Genomic DNA, 25,649 nt, shown 5'->3' with positions numbered 1-25,649 from the left:
ATAGAGATGTTTCTCTACAGAGCCATTTATTTTCAACCGCAGATAATTCTCATCTGGGATTTATCCACATTTATCTGTGGTTTACTAAAATAGCAAAATAGAAAATACTGCCTGGACCTTAGTTCAGGCTTTAAACGTCAGTGCCTTTGTGGGACATGCGGTGATACATCTTCCGCACTTGATGCAGTCCGGTTTCTTACTGTTGTTGTGGACTTCAAGCTGCATTGGGCAGCTCTTTTCACACTTGTTACAATTAACACATTTCACGTCATCGACCTTCAGCTGGTACTTGCTTCCGCCAATGAGATTCTGGACTGTTCCCATGGGGCAGAAGGTACACCATGTACGTGGACTGATGCTTGCTCCAGTAATCAGTGCGATGCTTGTAGTTACAAGACACATGACAACAAAGACCATTCCTATCTGGTTGATTAGTCCGTGTGTGTTGAGCAGTCTGTAACCCATGAATACCATCATCATAAGGAACAGTGGTATTCTGATCCAGTAGCTTCTAAGGATTGCAGGAATCTTTTTATTGCGTGTTATCTTTCCAACCCAGAAATCATTGAAACTTCCCCTGGGGCAGAGATTTCCGCAGAACCATCGTCCTCTGAAGTAACTTGTGACCATAAGTGTTGCGAATACAAGCAGAAGGAAATATCCCAGTAGCGGGAACCAGAGTCCTGCAATTGATACGATAATAACGAGAATTCCAAGGTATGGAGTAATTTTTAGCACATTTTTCACCCTTTATTGATGATATTTTTAATCTTATTGATTGAAATCGGTATTAGTATGTTAAATTCAATTGATTCACTGGTTTTCATCTGCCCATGACTTGAGTTCGCTATCAACTCTTTTTACCCAGTTGTTAACGATCTCCATGATAAGTTCATGGATGTCTTTCTTGCTGCGTATCTTGTATACAAAGAAATATCCGCCACCGTCCATGTTGTTCTGGGAGCGAATGAGTATCTTCCTTTCATAGAGTTTCTTAACACTTCTCTGAACAGTTGAAAGGTTAAGATCCAGCTCTTCGGCTATACCCTCTGTTGTAAGCCATTCCTGGCCATATTGAAGGAAATATTTCAATATCTGAAGTTCGGCTTTTGTCAGGTTCAGACCACATTTGATGACAGCTTCGATTTCAAACTCTTTACAGGCAAAGTCAACCATATAATACCTCTATTATTTCACAGTACTGTATCAAAGCATCAGTCATATATAAATGGTTGCGAGTACTGGAGAAAACTGCAAAAAAACAGAAGTACTTAAAAAATAGTTAAAATGGAACTTACCTGTATCCGCCTATCAGGCGGTTTATCTCCTCGCTGCCAATGATACCTATTATCTTATTATCATCATCGACAACTGGAAGCGCTGAAATATTGTTCTGTTCCATCTTCTTTGCAGCACTTTCAATATCCTCATTTCCTTTTACTGTGAGAACATCCTTCGTCATTATTCCATCAAGGGTTTTGCACTTAAGTGCAACTGCTTTGGAAATATCCCAGGAGGTAACAATTCCTGCCAGTTCATTATTTTCAGTGACAACCGGTAGATGTGTGATTCCTTTTTCAAACATTACTCTGGCTGTTTCCTCTATGCTGATACCCCGTCTGATCGATACTGCATCACTTCTCATCACATCGGAGACAATTGTATGTGAAAGGAAATTACCTAACAGATAACTTAATTGACCGGATTCAAGCAGGAATGCATCATGTCCGTAATTGGACTCTATCTCCCTGTAAGTTACATCCAGTTCATTTGCACTTAATGCAGATACCATTTCTCTGGACTGGTAGGGTGGATACAGCCAGTCAGAACTGACAGCAATTATAAGGAATTTTGCTTTTGCAGTCTTCATTCCTTCTATCAGTGACCCTTTCCTGGAAAGATCGAAGTAATCCAATGCTTTGGTTATGTAAAGATAAGAATTTGCATCAAAGCGTCTTGTGAATGATTGACCCTGATAATGCAGGTAACTCTCTACCTCAAAATCAAAACCAAGGTTGTAATCATATTTTTCCTTATCCTGCAGTTTCCGCCCGAATTTCTGGTGCATTGAAGCATCGCTCAGGTATGTTATGTGTCCTATCATTCTTGCCAGTGCCAGTCCGTGTGTGGGTGCTGGTCCCGAATAATAGTCTCCGTTATTCCATTTAGGGTCGGACAATATTGCTATCCTGGCGACCTCATTGAATGCTATCTGTTGAGGTGATGAACGGGCTGTAGTTGCAATAGCTATTGCTTTTGTCACATAATCCGGATATGTGATCGACCACTGGAGTACCTGTACTCCTCCCATTGAGCCGCCGATAACCGCAAAGAGTTTCTGTATCTCAAAATGGTCCACAAGCTCTTTCTGTGCTTTTACCATGTCGGCTACAGTGATGAACGGAAAATCTACTCCATACTGTTTACCTGTTTCAGGATTTATGGATGAAGGACCTGTAGAACCCTTACATCCTCCAAGTACATTGGAACATATAACGAAGTACCGGTCGGTATCAATGGTCTTGCCCGGCCCGATCATTATGTCCCACCATCCGGACTTGCTATCTCCTTTATGCAACCCTGCTGCATGTGCATCTCCTGTGAGTGCATGACAGATGAGGATGGCATTGCTTTTTTCAGGGTTCAGTTTTCCGTAGGTTTCATAGGCTAACTGCACATCCCGAAGCTTTTCACCGTTTTCCAGTTCAAGTTCTTGAGGCAGGTTGAAAACCTGAGTTTCAACAATGCCTATGTTTTCTTTTTTCATAGTTCCTGCGACCTCTCCAGTGCCTGGCTTATGTCTGTTATAATATCTTCAACATCTTCAAGCCCTACGGACATTCTGATGAAATCATCGGTTACACCTGTGGATTTTCTCTCTTCGAAAGTCAGTTGCTGGTGTGTCGTTGAAGCCGGATGGATCACAAGGGTTTTCGCATCACCTATGTTTGCCAGGTGTGAGAGCAGTTCGACACTGTCGATGAATTTCTTTCCTGCTTCCAGACCGCCCTTTATACCGAATCCGAGGATCGCTCCGTATTTACCGTTCAGGTATTTCGTTGCAAGTTCGTGACTTGGATGATCTTTAAGTCCCGGATAGTTCACCCATTCAACATCAGGGTGCCCATTAAGAAATTCAGCTACCTTCAGTGCGTTACTGCTATGTCTCTCAACCCTCAGTGGAAGTGTTTCCAGTCCCTGAAGGAAGAGGAATGAATTGAACGGACTAAGTGCAGGTCCGAGGTCACGGAGGAGGTGAACCCTCATTTTTATAATGAAAGCAATGTTTCCAAGTTCGGGGAAATTTCCAAATGTTTCCCAATATTTGAGACCGTGGTAACCTGGATCAGGTTCTGTTAGTCCGGGAAATTTTCCATTACCCCAGTTGAAATTGCCGGAATCTACGATTACTCCGCCAATAGATGTACCGTGTCCTCCAAGGAATTTGGTTGCTGAAAGTACAACGATATCAGCCCCAAAGTCGATTGGTTTGGTAATGCCTATGCCTACTGTGTTATCAACTATGAGCGGGATGCCTGCATCATGTGCTATTTTTGATATCTTTTCAAGGTTTGGTACATCAAGCTTCGGGTTTCCGATTATTTCTGCGTAGATCGCTTTTGTCCTGGGTGTGATCGCTTTTTTGAACTCTTCAGGTTTTGTAGAATCCACAAAGACTACTTTTCTTGCAAGGTTTGGGAATGTGTTATTGAATAACTGGTATGTTCCTCCGTAGAGGTTGTTGGCTGCGACTATCTCATCTCCGGGACCGGTCACACCGAGTGTTGCAAGAGTTATAGCGGACATTCCGGAAGAAACAGCAAGTGCACCAGTACCACCTTCAATTGCAGCTACTCTTTTCTCAAGAACATCTGTTGTAGGGTTCATGAGTCTTGTGTAAATGTTGCCAAATTCTTTCAGTCCGAAAAGATTTGCTGCATGTTCTGCATCCTTAAACGTATATGATGCTGTCTGGTAGATTGGTACTGCACGTGATCCAGTTACTGGGTCAGGTTCCTGCCCTGCATGCAAGGCCAGTGTGTTAAATCCGAATTTTTTCTTGTCCATGTTGTTTCCTCTTGTTTTTTTCATTCATACCTTTGTTGCGCTATTACCTAATTAACGTAGTTTTACATATAACTTTGCATAATTCACAAAGAGAATATTACTAAGAGTTATTGAAATATTGTTCTTAGTTTACTATTTTTGAATAATTTCGTTTATTACCTCCGTATTTCATTAATGTAGTAACAAATAAATCACTATTTAAAAAAGAAAAATAGAATTTGAATAAAGATATTTTGGAGGTGCAGCATTTATAGCTTTCTTCACCTCCATTCGAAAGAAAACTAAACAAGAAGCATTTTAAGAAATGCCTCTTCCCTAAGCTTTGGACCTTCAAGCAGCTTTGCAGTTGGATTCAGCTCAGAAACCAGTTTTTTAACATCAGCAACATGTTCTGTTCTGTCTTTTTCTGTCATGTTGATACAGATTATTTCTGCACCTTCTACCTGTTTTTTGGTATATTCAATGAGCTGGTCTGCTTTTGTTTCAAACTCGGATGAATTGATAAGTATTAAAGCAGGGAGCAATTCTATCTCTGAAAGCTCCATTCTTTCAATGTCAATTTTTAGTTTATGCGGAAGCACAGTTTCTTCAGTCTCTATGAAAACCGTATCGGGATTGAATTCTTCTTTTAAAGTCAATAGGTCACTTCTTATATCAGTATCAAGAGAACATGGGATGCATACACTGTTCACTTCTTTTGTCCTAATTCCCAGTTCTGAAAGTGTCTTTTCATCATAGTCCAATTCCCCGGTCTCCTGCACAATAACTCCTACTTTTTCTCCCTTTTCAGTTAGATACTTTGCAAGATCAAGTATCATTGTTGTTTTACCGCTACCTATTGCTCCACCTATTATGCTGACTTTCATGTTACACTCCACCTTTTATCTGGTAATTCAGAAATCTTGAACGGGAATCTCTGGTATTATTTTATTCATGTTCATATATATTGCATTCTCTTCTCTAAGGATTAACAGGTATTTTAAAAGTGAATTTTCTACTTTTTCCTGTTTCACTTTCAACTCATATTGTTCCGTTTTATATTTCCAGGTATTCTTTATTTTCTCTCAATAATATCTATGACAGAGCCCATATATGCTACATGTTTGCCCGCAGAGTCTTTTATGATAGATGTTGATAACCATACAGGCATAGTCCCATCTTTTTTTCTGGCACGTCGTTCACTTTTGAATCCTTTGTCTTTCAGTATTTCCATGATTTCATTTTTTTCATACTCAGTAAAAAAGAAATCTTCAGCACTCTTTCCAAGTACCTCTTCTTCTGCTTTTACCGTTTCAGTGATATCAAGTGTGTAACCTACCATTCCTGCAGGTTTACCCGCCTTATCGTTAATTCTCCAGAGGGACAAAGAACCCATGAATGAATTCCCGTTTTTGCGTTTCATACGAACATGTTTTTGGTGATGCCCTTTTGAAATAAGGGGTTTAATAACATCCTTTTCCAGAATTAGGCGGTCATTATCATGGTAAACCAGGGATATATGTTGTTCTAAAGCTTACCTGGCAGAATATCCGAAAATATTTTCAGCTCCCTTGTTCCAGCTTGTTATCCTTCCTTCCATGTCGGTCGAAATGATAGAATAAGGTGATTGCTCCACAATTTGTGAGAGAAACTCAAGGGATTCTATTGTTTGTTTGCCTTCCTGAAGAATGTTTCTTTTTTTGATAGCTTCCTGTATAGCAAAAGGTAGCCTATTGATGTGTTCCTTTAATATGTAGTCGTTTGCTCCGGATTTCATAGCATCGATTATTATCTCCTCATTGGCCGCACCTGCTAGAATGATGAAGTGAATAGTGTTATCGTAAGTAAGAGTAATTTCCAGAGCTCGCATACCATCAAATTCAGGAAGCAAATAAAAAAGAAAAAAGCCCTGCTTGAAGTCTACAATAGTTCAACATCAGCGGACTATATGATTTAACAGAAAATCAGAACATTTGATCTAAGTCCTGATCTCCTGCTCCAGTTTCTTCATTTCCTTTATCTCTTTTATTCTTCTCAGGATGACTTCTCCAAGGAATACAATAAGAGCAGCGATCAGGAAGTATATCTTCTGGCTCACACTGTCACGTACAAGCTTTTCGGAGTTTCCTTTTGCTTCTTCAAGCAAGTTGGCCCTTGCTTCATTTACAGTATAGGTACTTCCGCCGTATGCCTTGATAAGTACAGGAAGATCCTCATTAATTCCCACATCGCGGTACTCAAGTGCATAGTTTACTGCTACAGGATACCCTGAGAGGTCATGTATACCTATGGGGCTTGGGTTAATATCAGCTTCATAGACATTTGTCCCTGTAAGTGACAGATCAACTTCCGCATTGTCAAGTTTCAGAGTGGGAATGCCTTCATCATACATTGTCAGTTCAATAGTTACAGGTGTGCCATACCATGTGTCTGGTGCATCCACAACAGCTCCGGTTTCTTCTCTTGGATTTCCAATTGCCCAGTTTACGGTTGAGGATATGAGCTTTGAGTTATTGCCTGAGTACAATTGTGTAGCCCACATATTCTCTCCACCCTTCCCGTTATCGGTTGTAAGGGCAGCAACCCTTCCAAGTCCGTATCTCCAGGTGGTGAGCACAGGCTTTCCGGTGCTGGTAATTATAAGACGATCAGCTCCTGCTTTTGGGGTAACGTCGTTGTAGCCGGTGATGGTGCCATTTATGTCGATATCCTTGGTGATGAAATGCTTGGTATTGAGTTCGATAAGAGGATAGGTTCCAGAATCATCCGTTTCATTGTCATTTGTTTCCTGAGGCAGTTTATCGAACTTTATATTTGCTCTTTCTTCCTGTTCTATATGGAAATAAGTGCCTCCTACTTCATTCATCAATTTTTCTGCATACAAGTTCCCATAGTCATCAACCTGTGATGGCGCACTAGAACTTATATGCACGTAATAGAGGTTCACACCTTCACCTACTATATTCTCTGCGATGGCCAAGCTATCATCATATGAGTATTTGATACCACCATCAGAAATGATAATTATTTGAAGTTCTCCCGCTTCGTTTTGGAGCCATTCCTGTGCAATCGCAAGTCCTTTATCAAGTGATGTATCGCTTGCAGATCCTGGTGTGAGGGTTCTGATTTCAGAATCCAGGAATTCCATATTTGAGGCTGTACCAAGGAACAATAGTCCGCCAGATACGTCTGTACCTTCACTTCCAAAAGCAATGACACCTAAATTTGAGTCCCTTAGATTTTTATCGTCGAGTATAGCGAGAGCATTTGCCAGTATGTCATCAAGTGTCTGATGATCTCTTGAACTGGGTGATATGTCCAGTACAAGTACTATATTCCTGCCACCACTCCAGTCTGTAGGTTTTGAAAGAACAGGTAGTATTTCCTCGATGGACGAATTAAGATAGTTACCAAAGTTATATGAACCGTCTCCTCCAACTACAATAATACCCCTTCCTTCATTGAGGTATTCTTTCATTTGCTGAACATCATCATCTGTGAACGTTCTTGCTGCAGTATTATCGATGAGAATGACTTTTTTGTTATCGATGTTTTCAAGTCCTCTTACTGTTGAAACATCATAGAGGTTCAACAATATGCCACCAAGTGGTGATGTGGTATCAAGGTTAATAGCACTTATCTTTGGTTTTGGTACAGCGTAAACTGACTTGTAAAATACATTGTTGATCTCGTCAACGTCAGAACCCTCAGGTACTATAACAACCTTTAGGGTATGTGCTCCAAGCTTGGAAAAGGTTACTTGAGTTATAGGTATTGTTTTTTCACGTTCTGTTTGTGTAACCGTAGCACTTCTTATAAGAGTGTCATCGTTATACAGTTCATAACTGTACGTAATTTGCTGTTCCATTGCCTGGGATACCACAATATTGAACTGGTTTTCATTATTCTGTATGACAGTCTTGTCACCTTCGATTTGCACGGTGAGGTCGTTATTCTCCAGTTCTGGCTGGACTAAATAAACCGATGTGCCTGTTTCCTGTGCAAATTGCAGGGCATCTTCGACATCCTGCCCGGTATTGCTGTTACCATCAGTAACCAGCACTATCTGGTTATCTCCAGTGGAATATTGTACAATGGAATCTCCAAGGGAAGTGCTGTCCCCGGTGAGCTTTACAAGTGTTGCGGGCGTTTTTGCAGTCAAAGCTTCGTAAAGCTCAGATGCAGTTCCATTTGCAAACAGTGCCATACTTTCAGTCTCATCTGAGATTATCACAAGATCAGGGCTGTCATCAATTGTGACCCTTGGCACCAGTATAAATGGTGATGCAAAGGCTGTGATAAGCAGTACGACAACAATTATGCGGGAAATAATAAGCTCTTTCCTTTTTACTTTTTTCAGCATGTAGAGCCCTGCAATAACAGCAGGGATTATCAGCCACAGAACTGCGGGATTCTCGAACTGGACCATCAGAGTTCACCTCTTTTTCTTATTATCAGCAGTTCGAGTATTACCAGTGCAAAAACAATGATTATCATATAAGTATCCAGATAGTTCTTTGCTGTATAGGAGCTGGCACGTACGATGTTGGGTCCATCGTTTGCCTGTGAGCGGTCTATAACATCATTTCCTTCGAGTGTTGTATCAGATTCCCTGTCGTTGTAGAGGTTCACAGCTATTTCCTTTCCAGCTACTTTATAGACCCCGGTTTCATCATAAAGCACACGACTTACGGTTTCTGTTCCTCCGGGGGTAGTAATTTCCTGCTCTTTTGCCAGTGCAGAGATTGTTCCTGTGTTCAGGTTATAGTCCTGCACACTGCCAGTACCTCCAAGCCATCCTGCAAGCTTGAACCAGAATACCGGATACTCCGGTAGATTATGGAAGTTATTCCAGGCATCTTCACCAGTCATATCGTTTATGCCCAGATATACAACTGTGCCGTCTCCAAAGGAGCCATATACAAGTACCGGAACATCTTCTTCAGTAGCAACAAGCGTAGTGGAATCTATCCTGCCGGTTACGTTAAGGAATTGATACATGGCAACTTCCTCGTATTTGATATCCTCGCTAAGTCTTGTTTCCTGTACAACTTCAAGGGTAACACCATCGCCAGCATTTTCAACAGCTCCAACTTTTACAGGAAGCAATTCCTGCAATTCTGTCTTCGCACTATCTGATGAAAGTGCATCACTGGCTATGAATACAGCTCTGCCTCCGTTATTGAGGTAACTTGCGAGAGTCGCGATTTCATTGCTTTGAAGTGCTCTTTCCTTATTTGCAATCACAACTACACTGTAAGTCGAAAGGTCATCAGGCACCCCTTCATTCTGTTTAAGATTAATGTTCGGTATAAGTGAAAGTCCGATCTGCGATGGAAGGTTATCAACATCTGTTACATAAAGTAGTTGTCTGTCAGAGATCCTCGGGATGGAAATATATGCGATGTTATCGGCCATCAGGCTGTCATCATTTGTTATTCTGACCTCGGTGATACCGGTTCCAAGATTTTTAAGCTGGAATTGTTTTGTTGAACGTGCGGGGATATTGAGTGAAACTGCATTTGTCCTGCCGCTGTCCAGGTTCTCAATATCAAGATCGACTACCTGTCGGCTGCTCCGGTAGTTCTTTACAACTCCGGTATAAGTATAAGTTCCATTAACAGCCTCAATATTTCCCTGGATAAAACCTGTATTGTCTGCTTCCTTGCCAACTCGCAGCAACTGGACTGTAAGTCCGTATGATTCTGCAAGTTTCATGGCATTTACCGGATCATCCCCGTTCCAGCTGGCAAAGTCAGATACTACAATAATATTGCCGCCTTCTTCTGAAAGCATTCTCATTCCTGCTGAAATAGCACCGGAAATGTCTGCAACGGTGGCCTTTGCTTCAAGTGAATTAAGGGCTTCATAGGTCGCCTCAGAGCTTTCTCCATCAAGAATTGTTACCGGAGTGCTCTCTGCAAGTATGATGCTGTTCTTCTTACTGACATAATCCTCAGCCTGTGATATTGCATCGCTGAATCTGTTATCGGTCTGCATACTTGCAGACGCGTCAATGATAAGGACTGTATGTTCGCCACTAAGTGATTCCTGTGTCTGTAAATATGGTGCGGCTGCAGCCAGTGCCAGCAATATCAGTACCAGTAACTGCACAAGTAAAAGCGGGTCCTTGATGAGTTTTGTAATGGATGTGTAAAAACGTTTCTTCTCTTCTTTTATATTAAGAAGGAACATAAGGGATGGTACCTGTACATTAAGTGGCTTTGGTCTGAGAAGGTACAGAATAATAAGTGGAATTACGCTTATTAGTGCTACCAGTGCAATAGGAGTATCAAAGGCCATTACCATCTCCTCCGGCCTATTGTGTGGAAGAAAGCATCAAATATCGGGATGTCAGTTGTAAAGGTATAGAACTCGGCATCTACTCTGCTGCATGTATCCCCGATATGATTAATATGACTTGTGAGTTTTTCCTGATACTCATTTTTCAGATCATCGCTGATATACGTGTCTAATTTGATCCCTGACTCGAGGTCTATAAGACGGCTGTGGCCATGGATAACAAGGGAACTTTCTGTTTTGTCAAGTACCTGTACAAGTATAAGGTCATGGTCAGCAAAACGGTAGATGGCAGATTCGATTTCCTTAGGGTCCTGCATAAAATCAGAGATGATAATGACAAGAGAGCGTGAGTGTATGGCTTTCCCATACTGGATAGTACACTCGTTGATTGCTGTTTTTCCGCCGACTTTTGCTGTTTCAAGCCTATCGATCGTACTTAGAAGATGTCTTCTTCCTCTTCGTGGTTTTGCGAAATCGACTTCCTCTGAGAATGTGGATATAGCAAACTTATCATTGTCCTTGGTAACAAGATATGCAAACCCTGCTGCGAGCATTGTTGCATATTCGAACTTGCTCGGGGCATCCCCTCCGGTGTAATCCATACTCTTGCTGGAGTCTAGCAGGATGTGTGTTGTCAGGGATTTGTCTTCCTCGAACTGGCGGATATAGAGTTTTTCAGTTCTGGCATAGGCTTTCCAATCAATTGCCCTGAGCTCATCTCCTTGGTTATATTCCCTGTATCCTCTGGTATCAAGTCCTTTCCCGATGCGTATGGAGCGTCTGCTACCAGCATATGCAGTTGAGACTCGTTTCCTTACCATGAAAGTAAAGCGGTCAAGCTGCCTGAAAAAATCAACGTCGATGTTATGTCTCTTGTTGCTCATTGCAAATGCCCTGCGTGAGTACCCGGCAAAGCTGCCTTTTTACTTTGTCTTCTCAAGTATGCTCTTGATTATCTGGTCAGTAGTTGCTCCTCTTCTTTCTGCCTCAAAGGTGAGCGCCACTCTGTGCCTGAGTATCGGATATGCCATGGCATCTATGTCCTCTGCACTGACAAAATTACGTCCTCTTATTAGTGCGCGTGCCTTTGCTGCAAGAATAAGTCCGATCGATGCCCTTGGAGATGCACCGTATTCAATATATTCACTTTTGATACGGGTTGACATAACAATCCGAATTGCCCTGTTTCTGATATCATCTGCAACAGGTACATCCCTTGTAAGTTTCTGCAGGTCAAGAAGCGTGTTCTTATTGAGTACCTTATTAACAGCGGGCATAATAGATTTAGTATAGCGGTTCACAATCTCGATTTCATCCTCATAGTTAGGGTAGTCCATAAGTATCTTAAGCAGGAATCTGTCAAGCTGTGCTTCCGGAAGAGGGAAAGTTCCTTCCATCTCAATAGGGTTCTGGGTTGCCAGAATAAAGAATGGCTGCTCTAGCATGAAAGTGTCATTACCAGCAGTGATCTGCTTTTCCTGCATCGCTTCAAGCAATGCGGATTGTGTCTTTGGAGACGCACGGTTTATTTCATCGGCAAGTACGATATTGGCAAATATGGGTCCGGGCTCAAACTTGAATTCCTTGTGTCCGTCATTTTCCTCTATAATATGTGTTCCTGTGATATCGGCAGGCATAAGGTCTGGTGTACACTGTATCCTGCTAAAATTCAGGTCCATTACTTTTGATATAGTTGAAATGGTAAGTGTTTTTCCAAGACCAGGGTTACTTTCCACCAGTGCATGCCCGTTACAGAGTATTGCAATTAATATCTGTTCCACTGAAGCTTTCTGGCCGACAATTACTTTTCCAATCTCATTGGAAAGGGTTGCAAACATATCGCCGGCCATTTTATATGTTTGGGACAGGTCGCTAGCCATCTATTATCTCCTTTATCTTTGTCCTGTAAATGTAATTGATGAATATTAATTATCTTTTTGTGCTTTAGCTTTGAGCCATTTCCTCAAAGTAAGATTTAATTACACTTTCATATCCTTCGGGAAGTTGCTCATAATATGCCTGTGATGTTATGACGCTTATCTCATACGGTGAGGATTTATCAAAGCCTGTGTCTGATTCATTTGAATCTCCTGAGTCCTCAAAACCAACACCTGTTCCAGGTGGAAGTGTCAGGTCAACCGGAGTTCCGTCCACAACAATAATAGCAATTTCACCTGTCAGGTTTTCAGTCCCTGAACTGGTAATATTACTGTTTTCATCACTAAACTCTAAAAGTTCTTCTGATCCATCGTTATTACGTCCGTCTATAAGGCCTGCCATATCCTCAGGGGAAACCAGACCTGTACGGACATCATTATGAACGACATAGACCAACATCGCACTGGAAAGCAATATTAAAATAAGCCCGAATACTACTCTTTTTTTTATAAACAATGCAGAAGGATCAATACTCTTTATTTTTAATGATACTGAATGAAGCAGATCTGCTACTACAAGGTTATCAATACTGGCATTATCATATGCTGTACGCAGCCTTTCACGCAGGTCTGGATAGATATTTTCTATCATGAACAATGCTTTTGTTTTCTTATCCCGCAGATGCAGGGTTAATGTCAGTAATAATGCAACAAAGGCTGCTATGAGCGTTAAAGCAACAGTTTCAAAGGCGATACTTATTCCCAGTACATTATAAGATGTCCCGGCTTTGACCTCAAAACTGTTCAATAAGGGAAAAACCCTGTCTACATTTAGATAGAACAGTAAAAAATAGAAAACAATGGTTATTGCCGCAAAATCAAGGAGCTTGTATATCATCCGATACCGCTTAAGTGAAGCTTCCTGTTTTTCTACGAACTCCCTTACATCCATGACTGCACCGCTTTTTAATCCTGCAATTGGCATCTGGTTTTTAACTACACCTAATTAGATTCGCAATAAGAATCAAATTCAGAGTATGAACCAAGCATTTTCAACATCCCTACTTTCGGCTCTATGTTATATAGAGCATCTTTTATAATAGCATCGCTTATGTTTCCTTTAAAGTCAATATAGAACACATAGTCTCCAAGTACTTTTTTTGAAGGTCTCGATTCTATTCGGGTTAGATTAATATTGCTATTGGCAAATTCTCCCAGTATATTGTAAAGTGCACCTGGACGATCACGGTCGAGGTAAACTATTATAGAAGTCTTGTAGGAACATTCAGGATCGTTTCCTTGTAACTGTTTTATGAATTTTTGCCCAGTATCTTTTTTTGTGATTGTAATAAAACGTGTATGGTTATACCTCCTGTCCTGAATATTTGACATGACAATATTAAGATCATACATATCTGCAGTCTCAGGTGAGGCTATAGCTGCCATTTCCTCAAATTCGGTAGCGAGTTTTGCTGCGTGAGATGTACTCCCTGTGGTTCTCAGCTCGGCCGCAGGAAATTGTTCCTTCAGGAACTGCCTGCACTGGCCGAGGCCCTGTGGATGCGAAAGTATCACTTTAATATCTTCTTTTTTACCCCGTGAAAGCAGGCAGTGCTCGACAGTGACAATCGTTTCCCCTATTATCTGCACGTCATTTTCCATCAGTCTATCAAGTGTGATTCCAACTGAACCCTCAATGGAATTTTCCAGGGGTACCACTCCTATATCGCATCCGTCTTTTTCAAGAAGTGAAAATACATCCTGTATGTCTGCACAATATTCAAGAACATCTTCTCCCTTGCGTCCGGTCTTCTCTATCCATTGCTCTGCCGCTTTTTCAGAATAGGTTCCTTTAGGGCCAAGTACACCGATTATCATTCTGTTCTCCAATAACTACAAAATTAAAAAATCTTTTCATTGCTGTTTTTCCAGGGCCTGATCTATTTTTTTCTCAACATCAATGTGCAGTTCGGCAAGTTCCACGACATATTTATCTGTTTTTACCATGCCTTCCACATCCACATCCTTATTTTCATCACTCTTTGCAGTAATATCTGGAAGAGTTTTAAGTTCCTGTATGAGAGGCTTGATTTCTTTCTCTTTTATGGTCAATTGAGCAAGTTGCTTTTTTAAATCGTTTCTGGTGTTCTCATCAACAATTTGCTTGATATTTTCTTCCATTTCCTTTCTGCGCGGAGCAAGGGTTTCTGCGGTAATGTATATCCTGTCAAGCATCTGTGCCGTGATGGCTTTATCAAAGATGATTTCCTCGGTTTTTATCTCTGGCTCAATTTCAATAATGTCATGCTTTGGTTCCTTTGGTGGCAGGCACACATAGTCTTCACTGAAAACTCTCTGGTTCATGTAAGTTGGGGATACTATCTCTATCTTTGAATCATGCAGTGTATCCATGACGTTCTTTTTAAAATCAGATCTCGCTGTAATGAGGCTTTCAATATCCTTAAGCAGGCCTCCTACTTTATAAGTTATTGAAAAATCTCCAAGCTTTTCAACATGAACAAATGAATTTTCAAGTCCTGTTATCTCAGCTGCCTTTAATAGACCTTTTTCAATCTCTTTTCGGGATATGTCGTATCCCAGTGATACAGTTGTAGTTATAATAGTTCCTGATGATCTGATGGTCTTTAGTGGGTTAGAAACCAGTTTTATGTTTGGGATCGTTATAAGGTCCCTGTCCATGGACTGTACCTGCGTGTGCAGGAAGTACATTTCGGTCACTCTCCCAAAAGTACCATCAATTTTAATGTAGTCTCCCACTCTGAAGGGATTTATAAGTCTGAGCATGATGCCGGCCATGGCGTTTGCCACAAAGGTGGTGGATGAAAATGTGATTATGGCACCGATTATCAGACCTACGAAGGTAAGGATCAGGTTCTTGTCTTCAACAGTAATTGGCAGGGTGAAAATGATAAACAATATTCCAGTGACTAAAATTACAACAAAAATAATTTGCTGTATCATCTTTTCTCTTGAAAATAACTTTCTTTTCCGGAACAGAAAATCAAACAACAGGACAAGTGAAAGTGTTACAATCAGTGAAATGATACTTGGTATGAATTGCTCTATATCCACTTTTGCCCTCCCGGTTGATAATTTTCACTTCTGACTGATAAATGATATCTCATCATATATATAGAGTAGACGATATTTATGAATATGATTAATTCTCCTTTACTGTTAATGTCATCAGTACATCCAAAAGTAGACATATCAGGAATGATCAGTGCGTGCTATATCTGAAAGTAAGTATTTCTTTTAATGTTGATAATCTCATTGCACCTGTTTTTAACGTTTCCAGCAAAGCTATACCCGATACAAAAATGCAATATCTTAGAACTCGAAGATCAAACCATTAATACGCAATCTTGACAGATCTATCAAGGTTGTATTTATTCTTAAAATAAGAGTTCTGCAGAACCCATATTCATATTCTTCAAAATATTTAATTTATTATCATAGTTATATTTTTATATATACACGGCCATTATAAAAAACAAATACAGTCTCCAGATAAATCGATCATATTATCGTATTCCAGTAAACATCGCCCGAATGAAATCCCGAGGCAAGATCATGATAGCAGCATCAACAAACTCTCATACACACAAAAGCAATATTCACACATCAAAATTCAAGCACAGCATTCTGAAAATATCAATTTTGCTGATGCTTTGTTTATCTCTCAGCATACCTGCATCAGCTTCCACTTACTCCGGCGGCAGTGGTACAAGTGGAGACCCGTATCTGCTCTCAACTGACAGCGACATTGATGACCTGTCAGCAACTTCTGCTGATTGGAACAAGTATTTCATACTGACACAGGACATTACACTTGTAGGCAATCACACTCCGATCGGTGATTCAAGCACCAAATTTACAGGTAACTTTAACGGAAGCGGATTTGCAGTAAAAAACCTGACCGTTTATCAAACCTCTGACTATGCTGGATTCTTTGGCTATACAAATTCCGGTGCTGACATCCATGACCTTGGAGTAGAAATAAGCTCACATGGTGTTATTGGTGGTAATGCTGTCGGCGGTCTTGTAGGGTATAATACTGGCGGCACTGTAAGCAACAGTTATGCCACTGGCACTGTTACTGGTAGTGGTAATGAAGTCGGCGGTCTTGTCGGGTCTAATTATGGCGGCACTGTAAGCAACAGTTATGCCAATGGTACTGTTATTAGCAGTGGTAATTCTGTGGGCGGTCTGGTCGGTTTCAGTACTTTGGGTACTGTGAGCAACAGTTATGCCACTGGCAATGTTACTGGTAGTGGTAATGTCGGCGGTCTTGTCGGGTATAATACTGGCACTGTAAGCAACAGTTATGCCACTGGTAATGTTACTGGTAGTGGTAATTCTGTCGGCGGTCTTGTAGGGAATAATTCAGGGGGTACTGTGAGCAACAGTTATGCCACTGGTAATGTTAGTGGTAGTGTTGCTGTCGGCGGTCTTGTCGGGTATACTCGTTATGGCAATGTGAGAAACAGTTATTCCACTGGCACTGTTACTGGTAGTGTTGATGTCGGCGGTCTTGTCGGGTATGATGAAAGCAGCACTGTGACCAACAATTATTATTCCGGCAGTACGGATGCCGGTGAAGGTACTTTTACTTCCTTTGCCAATTTCACCAGTTTCGCATTCGTTTCAGGAAGCTCTGGTCTGAACTGGAATGCAAGTGGCAACATCATCACAACGGAAGTTAATTCAAGTTTCATATGGAAAATAGATGATGGTTCCTCTCTTCCGTACTTCCAGTATCAGGATATAGCTTACTCCGGCGGTAGTGGTACAGAAGCTGATCCTTATCTTCTCTCAACCGATAGCGACATTGATGACCTGTCAGCAACTTCTGCTGACTGGAACAAGTATTTTATATTGACACAGGACATCACACTTGTAGGCAATCACACTCCAATTGGTAATTTCAGCACACAGTTCACAGGTAACTTTAACGGAAGCGGATTTACCATTAAGAACCTGACTGTTTATCAGACCACTTACTATGCCGGATTCTTTGGTTATGCAGGTTCTGGTGCTAACATCCATGATATTGGAATAGAAATCAGTTCAGATGGTGTTTTTTCAACAACAAATTATGTAGGCGGTCTTGTCGGGTATAATAGAGGCATTGTGAGCAACAGTTATGCCACTGGCAATATTACTGGTGGTAATGATGTCGGCGGTCTTGTCGGGTGGAATAGCGGCATTGTGAGCAACAGTTATGCTACTGGTAATATTACAGGTGGTGATTGGGTTGGAGGTCTTGTCGGGTGTAATAATGCTGGCACTGTGACTAATTGTTTTGCCACTGGCACGGCTACTGGTAGTAGTGCTGTCGGCGGTCTTGTCGGGTGGAATGAGGGTAGTACGGTCGAGGCATCTGTGACTAATTGTTTTGCCACTGGTACTGTTACTGGTAGTTCTACTGTCGGCGGTCTTGTCGGGTGGAATGAGGGTAGTACGGTCGAGGCATCTGTGACTAATTGTTTTGCCACTGGTACTGTTACTGGTAGTTCTACTGTCGGCGGTCTTGTCGGGTATAATCATGCCGAGATGGCCGAGGCATCTATAACTAATTGTTTTGCCACTGGCAATGTTAGTGGCGCTAGTTTTGTCGGCGGTCTTGTCGGGAGAAATTCTGCTATGTTCAGCACTGTATATGTGACCAACAGTTATTATTCCGGCAGTCCGGCTGATACTAATGGTGGTATTTCTACTTCCTATGCCAATTTCACCAATTTTGCATTCGTTTCAGGAAGCTCCGGTCTGAACTGGAATGAAAGTGGCAACATCATCATAACAACCGATGACTCAGACTTTGTATGGAAAATAATAGATGGCTATACTCTTCCGTACTTCCAGTATCAGGATATACCTGCTCCACTTGCACCATACGTTGTGTCCATATCGTCAAGTAGTGGTATCAACAACAGTGCCGGTAGTATGTCATTCCTGCTCAACGTCACAGGATGTAGCTTTAACATCACAGACACTGTCTTTGTAAACCTGACAATTGCTGGTCAAACTCCGATAAATGGAACAATTAATAGTATTACTTATACCACGATCAACACTATATTTGATCTTACACAGGCTATTGCAGGTGACTGGTCACTGTATGTCATCAACCCGGACGGACAGACCTCAATAGCGAAGAACTTTACAGTTCAATCACTTTTCATACCAGGAACACCAGAAAGTTTCACAAACACAACCGGTAATTTCTGGGTGAACCATAGCTGGAATGCAGGTACAGGAGATGTTAGCGATTCCTATAACGTAAGTTATAACGAAAATTGGCTGAACGGTACAACAGATAGTTTCAATCATACCGGACTCACTGCTCATGCATGGTCCAACATCACAGTCTATGCATACAATGCCACTGATTCCATACTTTCAGCAGGAGTCAGTGACAACGTTCAGGTTTCTAACAACGCTGTCAGCATTCTCAATGTAACTGACATCACAGTCTATGAAGGAGAAAATGTCACCTTTAGCATCAACTCCACAGATGCAGACGGCGATACAGAGGTATTTGGCTGCAACAATAGTGCTCTGTTCGATACTTTCAACACCAGCACTGGTGAAGGTTTATGGGTCACTGATCTCAGTGATGCAGGAACCTACTACGTTGAATTCAATGTAAGTGATGGTTATGGATCAGTCGATTCTCAGGTAATGACAATCACCATAAACGACACCATAATTCCGGTTGCCAACTTCACTGCAAGCACTGAATCAGGTTATGCTTCTCTGAGTGTGGTGTTCACTGACAACTCCAGCAACATTCCAACAGCATGGTTCTGGGACTTTGGAGATGGAGCTAATTCCACTCTGCAGAATCCTGCTCATACCTACAGTGCAACAGGAACCTATAATGTAAACCTGAATGCAAGCAATTTTGCTGGAAGCAATCTCAGTAGTAACATGACCATCACAGTGACAACAGCACCAAGTTCAGGATCATCAAGTTCAGGAGGAAGTGGAAGCTCTGGAAGTCTAGTCATCCGTGAAACAGATACGGACGAATCTGCTGAGAGTCAAGGTGAAGACAGTACAGAAGAAAAAAGCACAAAACATATCGAATCCGTGAGTTTTGAAGCAGACGCAAACGGCGAAACCCTGAGTGATGTAACTGTCTGGTCAAGTGAAGAGACCGCATATATCAGTATCAGCACCGGCACAAAGGTCACTGATGCTTCAGGTAATTCTGGCAGCAGTATAAGAATAGTGGATATTCCTGTATTTGATGTTCCGGCAGCAAGGGATGTTCCTGAGATGGATGATGCGATGGCCTTGCATGCCTATAAATGTACACCTGACGGTACAATATTCTCTCCGGCTATTCGCCTTACATTTACACTAAGTGAGGAAGAATGGAAGCAATACGGAGAAAGCGCAAAGGTCGGCTGGTACAATGATGATACCGGTGAATGGGAGATCATTCAGGGAACAGCAGATGCCGGTACAAGGACCATTACCATCCAGGTATCCCATTTCAGTACGTATGCACTCTTTGGTGATGACACCGGAGAAACTGTGACAGAAACTCAGGATACTGATAAGCAGGGTATGTCCATGTCCTGGCTGTGGGTCCTTTTACTTCTGGTGATTGTCGGAGGAGCCGGGTACTATATTACACAGGTAAAGAAGAAGGAGTAATGCCGTATTGATACGGCATTTTTTACTTTTTTTATTTTTATTTTATGTGTTCTTTTTGTTGTTGAATGTTAAGACTCATAGTCTTTGCATTATATTGCGTAGATTACATTAAAAATCATCAACAATATGAAAATGGGTATAAGTGAGCTGTAACTTATCACAGAATGCTACTTTAGGATGTACTGATCAATACATTTGTTTATCTTCCTTTTCAGACCAGTCCTTAAGCAACTTAAGAGCTTCATCTCTTTCAATATTAATCAGCTTCAGTCCACTATCCTGACTTTCTCCCCGAACATACTCATAAAATAGACTGTCATCAAAACCAACAAGGGCAATATCATCTTTGTCGGAGCCGTAATACACGGTCTTTATGCGTGCCCAGTAAATTGCTGCAAGACACATGGGACATGGCTGCGAACTCGTATATATCACACAGTCCGAAAGGTCAAATCTTTCCAGGACCGCAGATGCCTGTCTTATGGCGAGTATCTCTGCATGGGCAGTAGGGTCATTGCTTCTCAGTACTTCATTATGGGTTCTGGACAATACCTTGCCGTCCTTCACGATAATTGCCCCGAATGGTCCTCCGTGATTGTGTTCCATGCCGTGACGTGCTTCTTTTATTGCCATTTGCATAAAGGCGTTCATGAAGCAATATCATAATTTATGGGTTTTAAGTACAGTGGTGGGTGTAAAGGCTTGGCATAAAAGCAAGTTTCCGAGTTCAATATTCCTATTATATTTTCAAAACATTCCAAAATCAATAAGTGAAGAAATAGAAGGTGTAAATAAAAGAATCATTTCCATATTAAAATAACGACTTCTGCCGTGAATTAAGAAATGAAGATGTATCAACATCAATAACCCTGAAAATTCAATGGAGGCTTTATAACGGATTCTGAAGGAGGGATTATACGTGTATCAGTCCCAACTTACTATTATAATGTAACTGACTGAGACGCCATTTTAAAGCTAAGTAACTACCTAATATTCGGTACTCTAAAGCATATCCGATTCATTTTTAAGTTCCAATGGAAAGAAAGGAGTGATTTAACTGTTTTTAACAAATTTAATTCAAATATAAATCATGTATCATCAATTCAATCCTTTTACAACCTCTATACATTAGTTCTGTTAGTCTGATGTACACAGGATGGGAGAGATGGCGCAACTACAGCTAAAAGTAATCTGAAGGTGATTTGTGAAGATTTTAGGAGTATTTCCACAGATACTCCGTCCGCTCTATTAAGTAAAGCTTTTCTCCAATTAGATATTTGCTTTTTACTACACTCATCGAAAGAGATTATATCTCTTCTCTATAAGTTCCCAGTTTCATAAAACGTGTTTATGAATATCATACCGATTTATTTTGCTTATTTTCTTGTTTCATTGATCTGGTTCGAAAAACCAGGAGTCACATCTTAATAAACTGAGGAATGGGATTCAAATCATAGTGCCTATGAAAAAGAAAGCACTAAAATCATAAGCATATTCCTAGGGTTTTGTTGGTTCTTAGTGTAAGGCAGGGTTGTGCCTTCGGCACTTGCAAGGTGACGACACAAAAATGAATGAGGTTGTTATTACTTATCATAAAAAGTTTGTACCTGTTATTAGATTCCAGCTTCTACTGATTAGGAAAATATGATTATAACTGATATTCTTTCTAAATATCTAGGAATTATAGATTCAGTTCACTCCAAACAACCATTACTTTGTACTATTTATGGATAAAATATATTAGCCTATTATTGCCCAATAAGCCTAACTTTTCCTGAATTTTCATAATAAAATCAGCGTACCTGGTCAAAAATTATGTGATATAATTGACAAACGATTTTAGAAATATAACTACGATTTTTGATTCTTTATAATTGATTATGTGTAACAGTTGTTCACTATATGCCAGAGGAGAATCTAATCTCTGATTTAAGACTTGAAATAACATAATGTCTCTGTTAATGCTTTTTTTACTTCTTTTGAATTGAAATTCTTTTTTTCTTATTAAAATCGACTATTTCTTTACATATTCTACAAAGGATATCATCACCAGATTAGGAAATTCTTCTGAAAAAATAGTATTCAGTTCTGTAGAAATCCTCTTTTAAATAACAAGTATAACCTTGGTATACTTGCCAAGGTTATGTTGGAAAGATCAAATCGGTTTCAAAAACAAGGTTTAAGAATAGTTTTGCCTGGGAAATATACCCAAATGCCTACTTATCTGAGCCCCGGTTGGGTGACGTGACTGTCCCGCCTTTGTTCTTAATGCCCCCAAGATCTTCGAGAGTTTTGCCTTCGTCTACAACGCACCCAAGTTTTTCAAGAGTATCGCCTTCGCCCTTAATGCACTCTGAACTTTTGGAAATTTCTCTTTTATCCTTGATGTCCCCAAGATCTTCAAGAGTCTTGCTTTCGCTCTTGATGCCCCCAAGACCTTCAAGAGTTTTGCCTTCGTCTACAACGCACCCAAGTTTTTCAAGAGTATCGCCTTCACCCTTAATGCACTCTGAACTGTTGGATTTTTTACTTTTATCCTTCACAACTATCACTCCACGTTTATTTTAGATATGATATTATTCATTTTACATTTTATGATATGAATGTTGAGTTTATTTAAGTGTTTCGCACAATGCAACCCCGTTATCTTCAAAAACACAACCAGGCTAAAAGCAAACTCCTTCGGCCTTTATGCATTGAATGGTAATTCAGTTATTGATTTCAAGGAACATTCAACTAAAGAGGATGTATGTTCGTTTTTTGTATTTGTTTTGTTACTCACATATTTACCTCGTGGTGTTTCTTTTATAGGGGGTAGAAATGCGCATTTCTAAACTCGAACCTCTACTTTTATACATATTAAAGGGTTTGGGTTATATTCCCTATTAACCAGAGGTTAACCTATTTATCCGATAGTGCTCTTGACAGTATAAGAATAAAAGGTGGAACAATGCAGCTAAAAGTACAGCCTATTGATATCAAAGTCGGCAAATATAAAGTGGTGTTGAATACAATTGACGCCAAGGAAATGGGAGTTAACGAAGGCGATAGGGTGAGAATTAAGAACCACACAACCCTTACAGCAATTGTTGATTTTACAGAGGATATGATCTCTCCGGGAATGGTTGGGCTGTATCACGAGGTACAGGAACAGCTACAGAAGGAATGGACCGAAACTGTGGAAGTTGAACCTGCAGAAAAACCAACATCCATCCATATCATCAGGAAAGTGATGGATGGTATCAAGCTTGAAAGGGACGAGATATATGAGCTTGTAAAGGACATAGTTGAGGAGAATCTCAATGACATCGAACTTGCAGCTTTCCTCACTGCTACTTACATCAAGGATCTTAGCGAAGACGAAACTGTATGGCTCACAAAGGCAATGATCGATACCGGTGAGCGTATAGAGTTCAGCACTTCTCCTATAATGGACAAACATTCAATAGGTGGCGTGCCTGGCAACAAGATATCCCTGCTCATTGTTCCAATCGTTGCAGCCAATGGACTGCTTATACCAAAGACCAGTTCCCGTGCAATAACCGGTGCTGGTGGCACAGCTGATCTTATGGAGATACTGGCTCCGGTGGAATTCACTGCCCAACAGATAAAAGAGATGACAGAAAAGGTAGGTGGTGTCATTGTATGGGGCGGAGCTACAAATATTGCACCTGCTGATGACAAGCTCATTAGAATTGAGTATCCCCTCTCCATTGATCCACATTGCCAGCTGCTGGCTTCCATAATGGCTAAAAAAGGTGCAGTTGGCGCTCAGAAAGTAGTTATGGATCTCCCTACAGGTGCAGGTACTAAACTACCTGATGTAAAGGCCGGAAGAAAACTTGCAAGGGATCTCATAAGTCTTGGTGAACGTCTTGGTATGGAAGTTGACTGTGCACTCACATATGGTGCATCTCCTGTGGGAAGAACAGTTGGTCCTGCACTTGAGGTCATAGAAGCTCTCAAGGTTCTTGAAACAATGGAAGGTCCGAATAGTCTTATCGAAAAGAGTGCTGTTCTCGCAGGTATGCTGCTTGAGATGGGTGGAGTGGCTGCAAAAGGACAGGGTCGTGAGCTTGCAATTGAGACACTGAAGAATGGTAAAGCACTGGCAAAACTAAAAGAAATAATAGAGATCCAGGGTGGCAATCCGGATGTAACTCACAAGGATATTAAAGTGGGCGAATTCACGGCTGATCTAAAGGCTCCGACCAATGGCTATATTCTTGAGTTCTATAACAAGCGCATCGTTCAGATAGCAAGGCTTGCAGGTGCACCGAATGATAAGGGAGCAGGTGTTATGATACACAAGAAACGTGGGCAAGCAGTTGAAGAAGGTCAGCCGGTTTTGACAATATATGCCGAAAAAGAGGATAAATTGAACGCGGCTATCAAAAGTGCAAGGGAAGATCTCCCAATTGTTGTTGAAGGCATGCTTCTTGAGCGGGTAGCAGATATTAAAGAAGTCTGATAGCTATGCCCAAAAAAATAGTCATATTAAGACTTGGCCACCGTCCACAGAGAGACAAGAGAATAACAACTCATGTAGGTTTGACAGCAAGGGCCCTTGGTGCCGAAGGTATGCTTCTGGCATCTGAAGACCAGAAACTTGCTGATAATATAGCCGATGTTTCAACAAGATGGGGCGGGGATTTCTACGTTAAGAATAATGTCAGCTGGAAGGAAGAGATCAGGAAATGGAAAGAAGATGGTGGAAAAGTCTGTCATTTGTCCATGTACGGAATTAATCTACCCGATGCGGTTCCTGAGATAAAGCAATACGATAAGCTCATGGTAGTTGTGGGTGCTGAAAAGGTACCCTTTGAGATATATGAAATGGCTGACTGGAATGTTGCTGTTGGCAACCAGCCTCATTCAGAGGTAGCTGCTGTAGCTATCACTCTGGACAGGATCGCCGAAAGTGACCCTCTGGATTCGAAGTTCGAAGGCGGGGAATTAACAATAGTTCCTGAGAGATGCGGTAAGAAGGTTATTGACAATCGTGAATAAATCATGGATCAAGGGTCCCTCTTCACAGAAGGAATAGAAACATAAGTACCTTTACCATAGATATGAATGGTAGATATAAATAAGAATTTAATTTCACTATTTTAATAGTAAACTGAAAAAAAAAGTACCGGAAAAAATGAATCCGGCAAAATTTATATATTGTCAATACCTAATCATAAAATGTTACGTTATGTTAGGTGATTGACGACATCTAATAGATGCACAATTGCATTAACGGATATGTACAGGGTTATTGCTCCAACAATTTCCCTTAACATTTCTTCTGTGATAATCTTTTTTCACCACCTTTAATATTGATACTTCATTTTATTGTTTTGAGGTTATATTAAGTATTTCTTTCAACATTCCTATTACATAATAAATCTAACGAAGATGATTATAAAAATCCTCTGATTTTGAACTTTTATAACTTAAAAGAGACTGTCGGAAAAGTCCCAGTACAAGGCAATTTTTGCAATGCGTGTCGAATTAAATAGTTATAACCAATTATGGAACCAGTATCAATGAGTACCTTAAAGAAAAATAGAAAGGGTGTGTTCTTAGCTATTGTTGCTATAATTACTTCTAATTTTCATACTAGACGACTTTTCCGACAGTCTCTAAAAACCCAAATTTTAAAATCTAACAATTTTATTATTCTGTTAGATCCCAAGTTTGACAGTCAAAAGTAATAAAAGTGTTCTTAGTTCTGTTTGAATCGAT

General features: G+C 40.7%; 18 protein-coding genes and 1 pseudogene. 3 read left to right on the top strand and 16 right to left on the bottom strand.

What is annotated here, in order from left to right; all coding sequences use genetic code 11:
• Positions 1–123 precede the first annotated feature (123 nt).
• The 14 genes and pseudogenes from QZZ23_RS04550 to QZZ23_RS04485 form a co-directional block, all read right to left on the bottom strand.
• Positions 124–738: a 4Fe-4S binding protein gene (locus QZZ23_RS04550; protein ID WP_292467229.1), complete on the bottom strand. Its 615-nt coding sequence runs from the start codon at positions 736–738 to the stop codon at positions 124–126.
• Between the two features lie 75 nt (positions 739–813).
• Positions 814–1,176 carry an HTH domain-containing protein gene (locus tag QZZ23_RS04545; protein ID WP_292467227.1) on the bottom strand — a complete coding sequence of 121 codons (363 nt, stop codon included), beginning with the start codon at positions 1,174–1,176 and terminating at the stop codon, positions 814–816.
• A 118-nt stretch (positions 1,177–1,294) separates the two neighbouring features.
• Complete coding sequence (locus QZZ23_RS04540) at positions 1,295–2,767, bottom strand: homoserine O-acetyltransferase (protein WP_292467226.1); 1,473 nt, start codon at positions 2,765–2,767, stop codon at positions 1,295–1,297.
• Entirely contained in the window at positions 2,764–4,068 is a 1,305-nt protein-coding gene (locus tag QZZ23_RS04535) for an O-acetylhomoserine aminocarboxypropyltransferase/cysteine synthase family protein (RefSeq protein WP_292467256.1), read from the bottom strand. The genes QZZ23_RS04540 and QZZ23_RS04535 overlap by 4 nt, the downstream gene beginning before the upstream one ends.
• A gap of 281 nt (positions 4,069–4,349) precedes the next feature.
• Positions 4,350–4,934, bottom strand: a complete 585-nt coding sequence (locus QZZ23_RS04530; protein ID WP_292467224.1) for a GTP-binding protein — start codon at positions 4,932–4,934, stop codon at positions 4,350–4,352.
• A gap of 188 nt (positions 4,935–5,122) precedes the next feature.
• Positions 5,123–5,368: a PAS domain S-box protein gene (locus QZZ23_RS04525; RefSeq protein WP_292467254.1), complete on the bottom strand. Its 246-nt coding sequence runs from the start codon at positions 5,366–5,368 to the stop codon at positions 5,123–5,125.
• Positions 5,351–5,824, bottom strand: a pseudogene (locus QZZ23_RS04520) (PAS domain S-box protein); the annotation flags it as partial. The pseudogene QZZ23_RS04520 and the gene QZZ23_RS04525, both read right to left, overlap by 18 nt.
• Positions 5,825–6,025: 201 nt before the next feature.
• On the bottom strand, positions 6,026–8,476 hold the full coding sequence (locus QZZ23_RS04515) for a VWA domain-containing protein (RefSeq protein ID WP_292467223.1): 2,451 nt from the start codon (positions 8,474–8,476) through the stop codon (positions 6,026–6,028).
• Positions 8,476–10,350 (bottom strand): BatA and WFA domain-containing protein, encoded by a 1,875-nt coding sequence (locus tag QZZ23_RS04510; protein ID WP_292467221.1) that lies wholly within the window; start codon positions 10,348–10,350, stop codon positions 8,476–8,478. Before QZZ23_RS04510 ends, QZZ23_RS04515 begins: the two co-directional genes overlap by 1 nt.
• Positions 10,350–11,234 (bottom strand): DUF58 domain-containing protein, encoded by an 885-nt coding sequence (locus QZZ23_RS04505; protein WP_292467220.1) that lies wholly within the window; start codon positions 11,232–11,234, stop codon positions 10,350–10,352. Before QZZ23_RS04505 ends, QZZ23_RS04510 begins: the two co-directional genes overlap by 1 nt.
• Before the next feature lie 39 nt (positions 11,235–11,273).
• The gene (locus QZZ23_RS04500) at positions 11,274–12,230 is read right to left on the bottom strand and encodes a MoxR family ATPase (protein ID WP_292467218.1); all 957 of its coding nucleotides are present in this window, start codon (positions 12,228–12,230) and stop codon (positions 11,274–11,276) included.
• Positions 12,231–12,294: 64 nt separating this feature from the next.
• Entirely contained in the window at positions 12,295–13,212 is a 918-nt protein-coding gene (locus tag QZZ23_RS04495) for a hypothetical protein (protein ID WP_292467216.1), read from the bottom strand.
• A gap of 17 nt (positions 13,213–13,229) precedes the next feature.
• Complete coding sequence (pheA, locus tag QZZ23_RS04490) at positions 13,230–14,105, bottom strand: prephenate dehydratase (RefSeq protein ID WP_292467215.1); 876 nt, start codon at positions 14,103–14,105, stop codon at positions 13,230–13,232.
• 36 nt (positions 14,106–14,141) lie between these two features.
• Positions 14,142–15,320, bottom strand: a complete 1,179-nt coding sequence (locus tag QZZ23_RS04485; RefSeq protein ID WP_292467214.1) for a mechanosensitive ion channel domain-containing protein — start codon at positions 15,318–15,320, stop codon at positions 14,142–14,144.
• A gap of 480 nt (positions 15,321–15,800) precedes the next feature.
• Here QZZ23_RS04485 and QZZ23_RS04480 point away from each other — a divergent pair, with 480 nt between their 5' ends.
• On the top strand, positions 15,801–19,916 hold the full coding sequence (locus QZZ23_RS04480) for a GLUG motif-containing protein (protein ID WP_292467213.1): 4,116 nt from the start codon (positions 15,801–15,803) through the stop codon (positions 19,914–19,916).
• Between the two features lie 186 nt (positions 19,917–20,102).
• Here the strand turns inward: QZZ23_RS04480 and QZZ23_RS04475 are convergent, their stop codons facing one another.
• Together QZZ23_RS04475 and QZZ23_RS04470 are read right to left on the bottom strand one after the other, a co-directional pair.
• A complete protein-coding gene (locus tag QZZ23_RS04475; protein ID WP_292467212.1) occupies positions 20,103–20,549 on the bottom strand; it encodes a nucleoside deaminase in 447 nt (148 codons plus the stop codon).
• Between the two features lie 1,583 nt (positions 20,550–22,132).
• A complete protein-coding gene (locus QZZ23_RS04470; RefSeq protein WP_292467211.1) occupies positions 22,133–22,459 on the bottom strand; it encodes a hypothetical protein in 327 nt (108 codons plus the stop codon).
• Between the two features lie 407 nt (positions 22,460–22,866).
• Here QZZ23_RS04470 and QZZ23_RS04465 point away from each other — a divergent pair, with 407 nt between their 5' ends.
• Together QZZ23_RS04465 and QZZ23_RS04460 are read left to right on the top strand one after the other, a co-directional pair.
• Entirely contained in the window at positions 22,867–24,387 is a 1,521-nt protein-coding gene (locus QZZ23_RS04465; protein ID WP_292467210.1) for an AMP phosphorylase, read from the top strand.
• Positions 24,388–24,392: 5 nt separating this feature from the next.
• Entirely contained in the window at positions 24,393–24,926 is a 534-nt protein-coding gene (locus QZZ23_RS04460) for a tRNA (cytidine(56)-2'-O)-methyltransferase (protein WP_292467209.1), read from the top strand.
• Positions 24,927–25,649 lie beyond the last annotated feature (723 nt).

The sequence above is a fragment of the Methanolobus sp. genome (assembly GCF_016278385.1).
Taxonomy (GTDB): domain Archaea; phylum Halobacteriota; class Methanosarcinia; order Methanosarcinales; family Methanosarcinaceae; genus Methanolobus.
The sequence above is the reverse complement of the archived record's forward strand: the minus strand, read 5'-3'. Positions and strand labels throughout refer to the sequence as shown.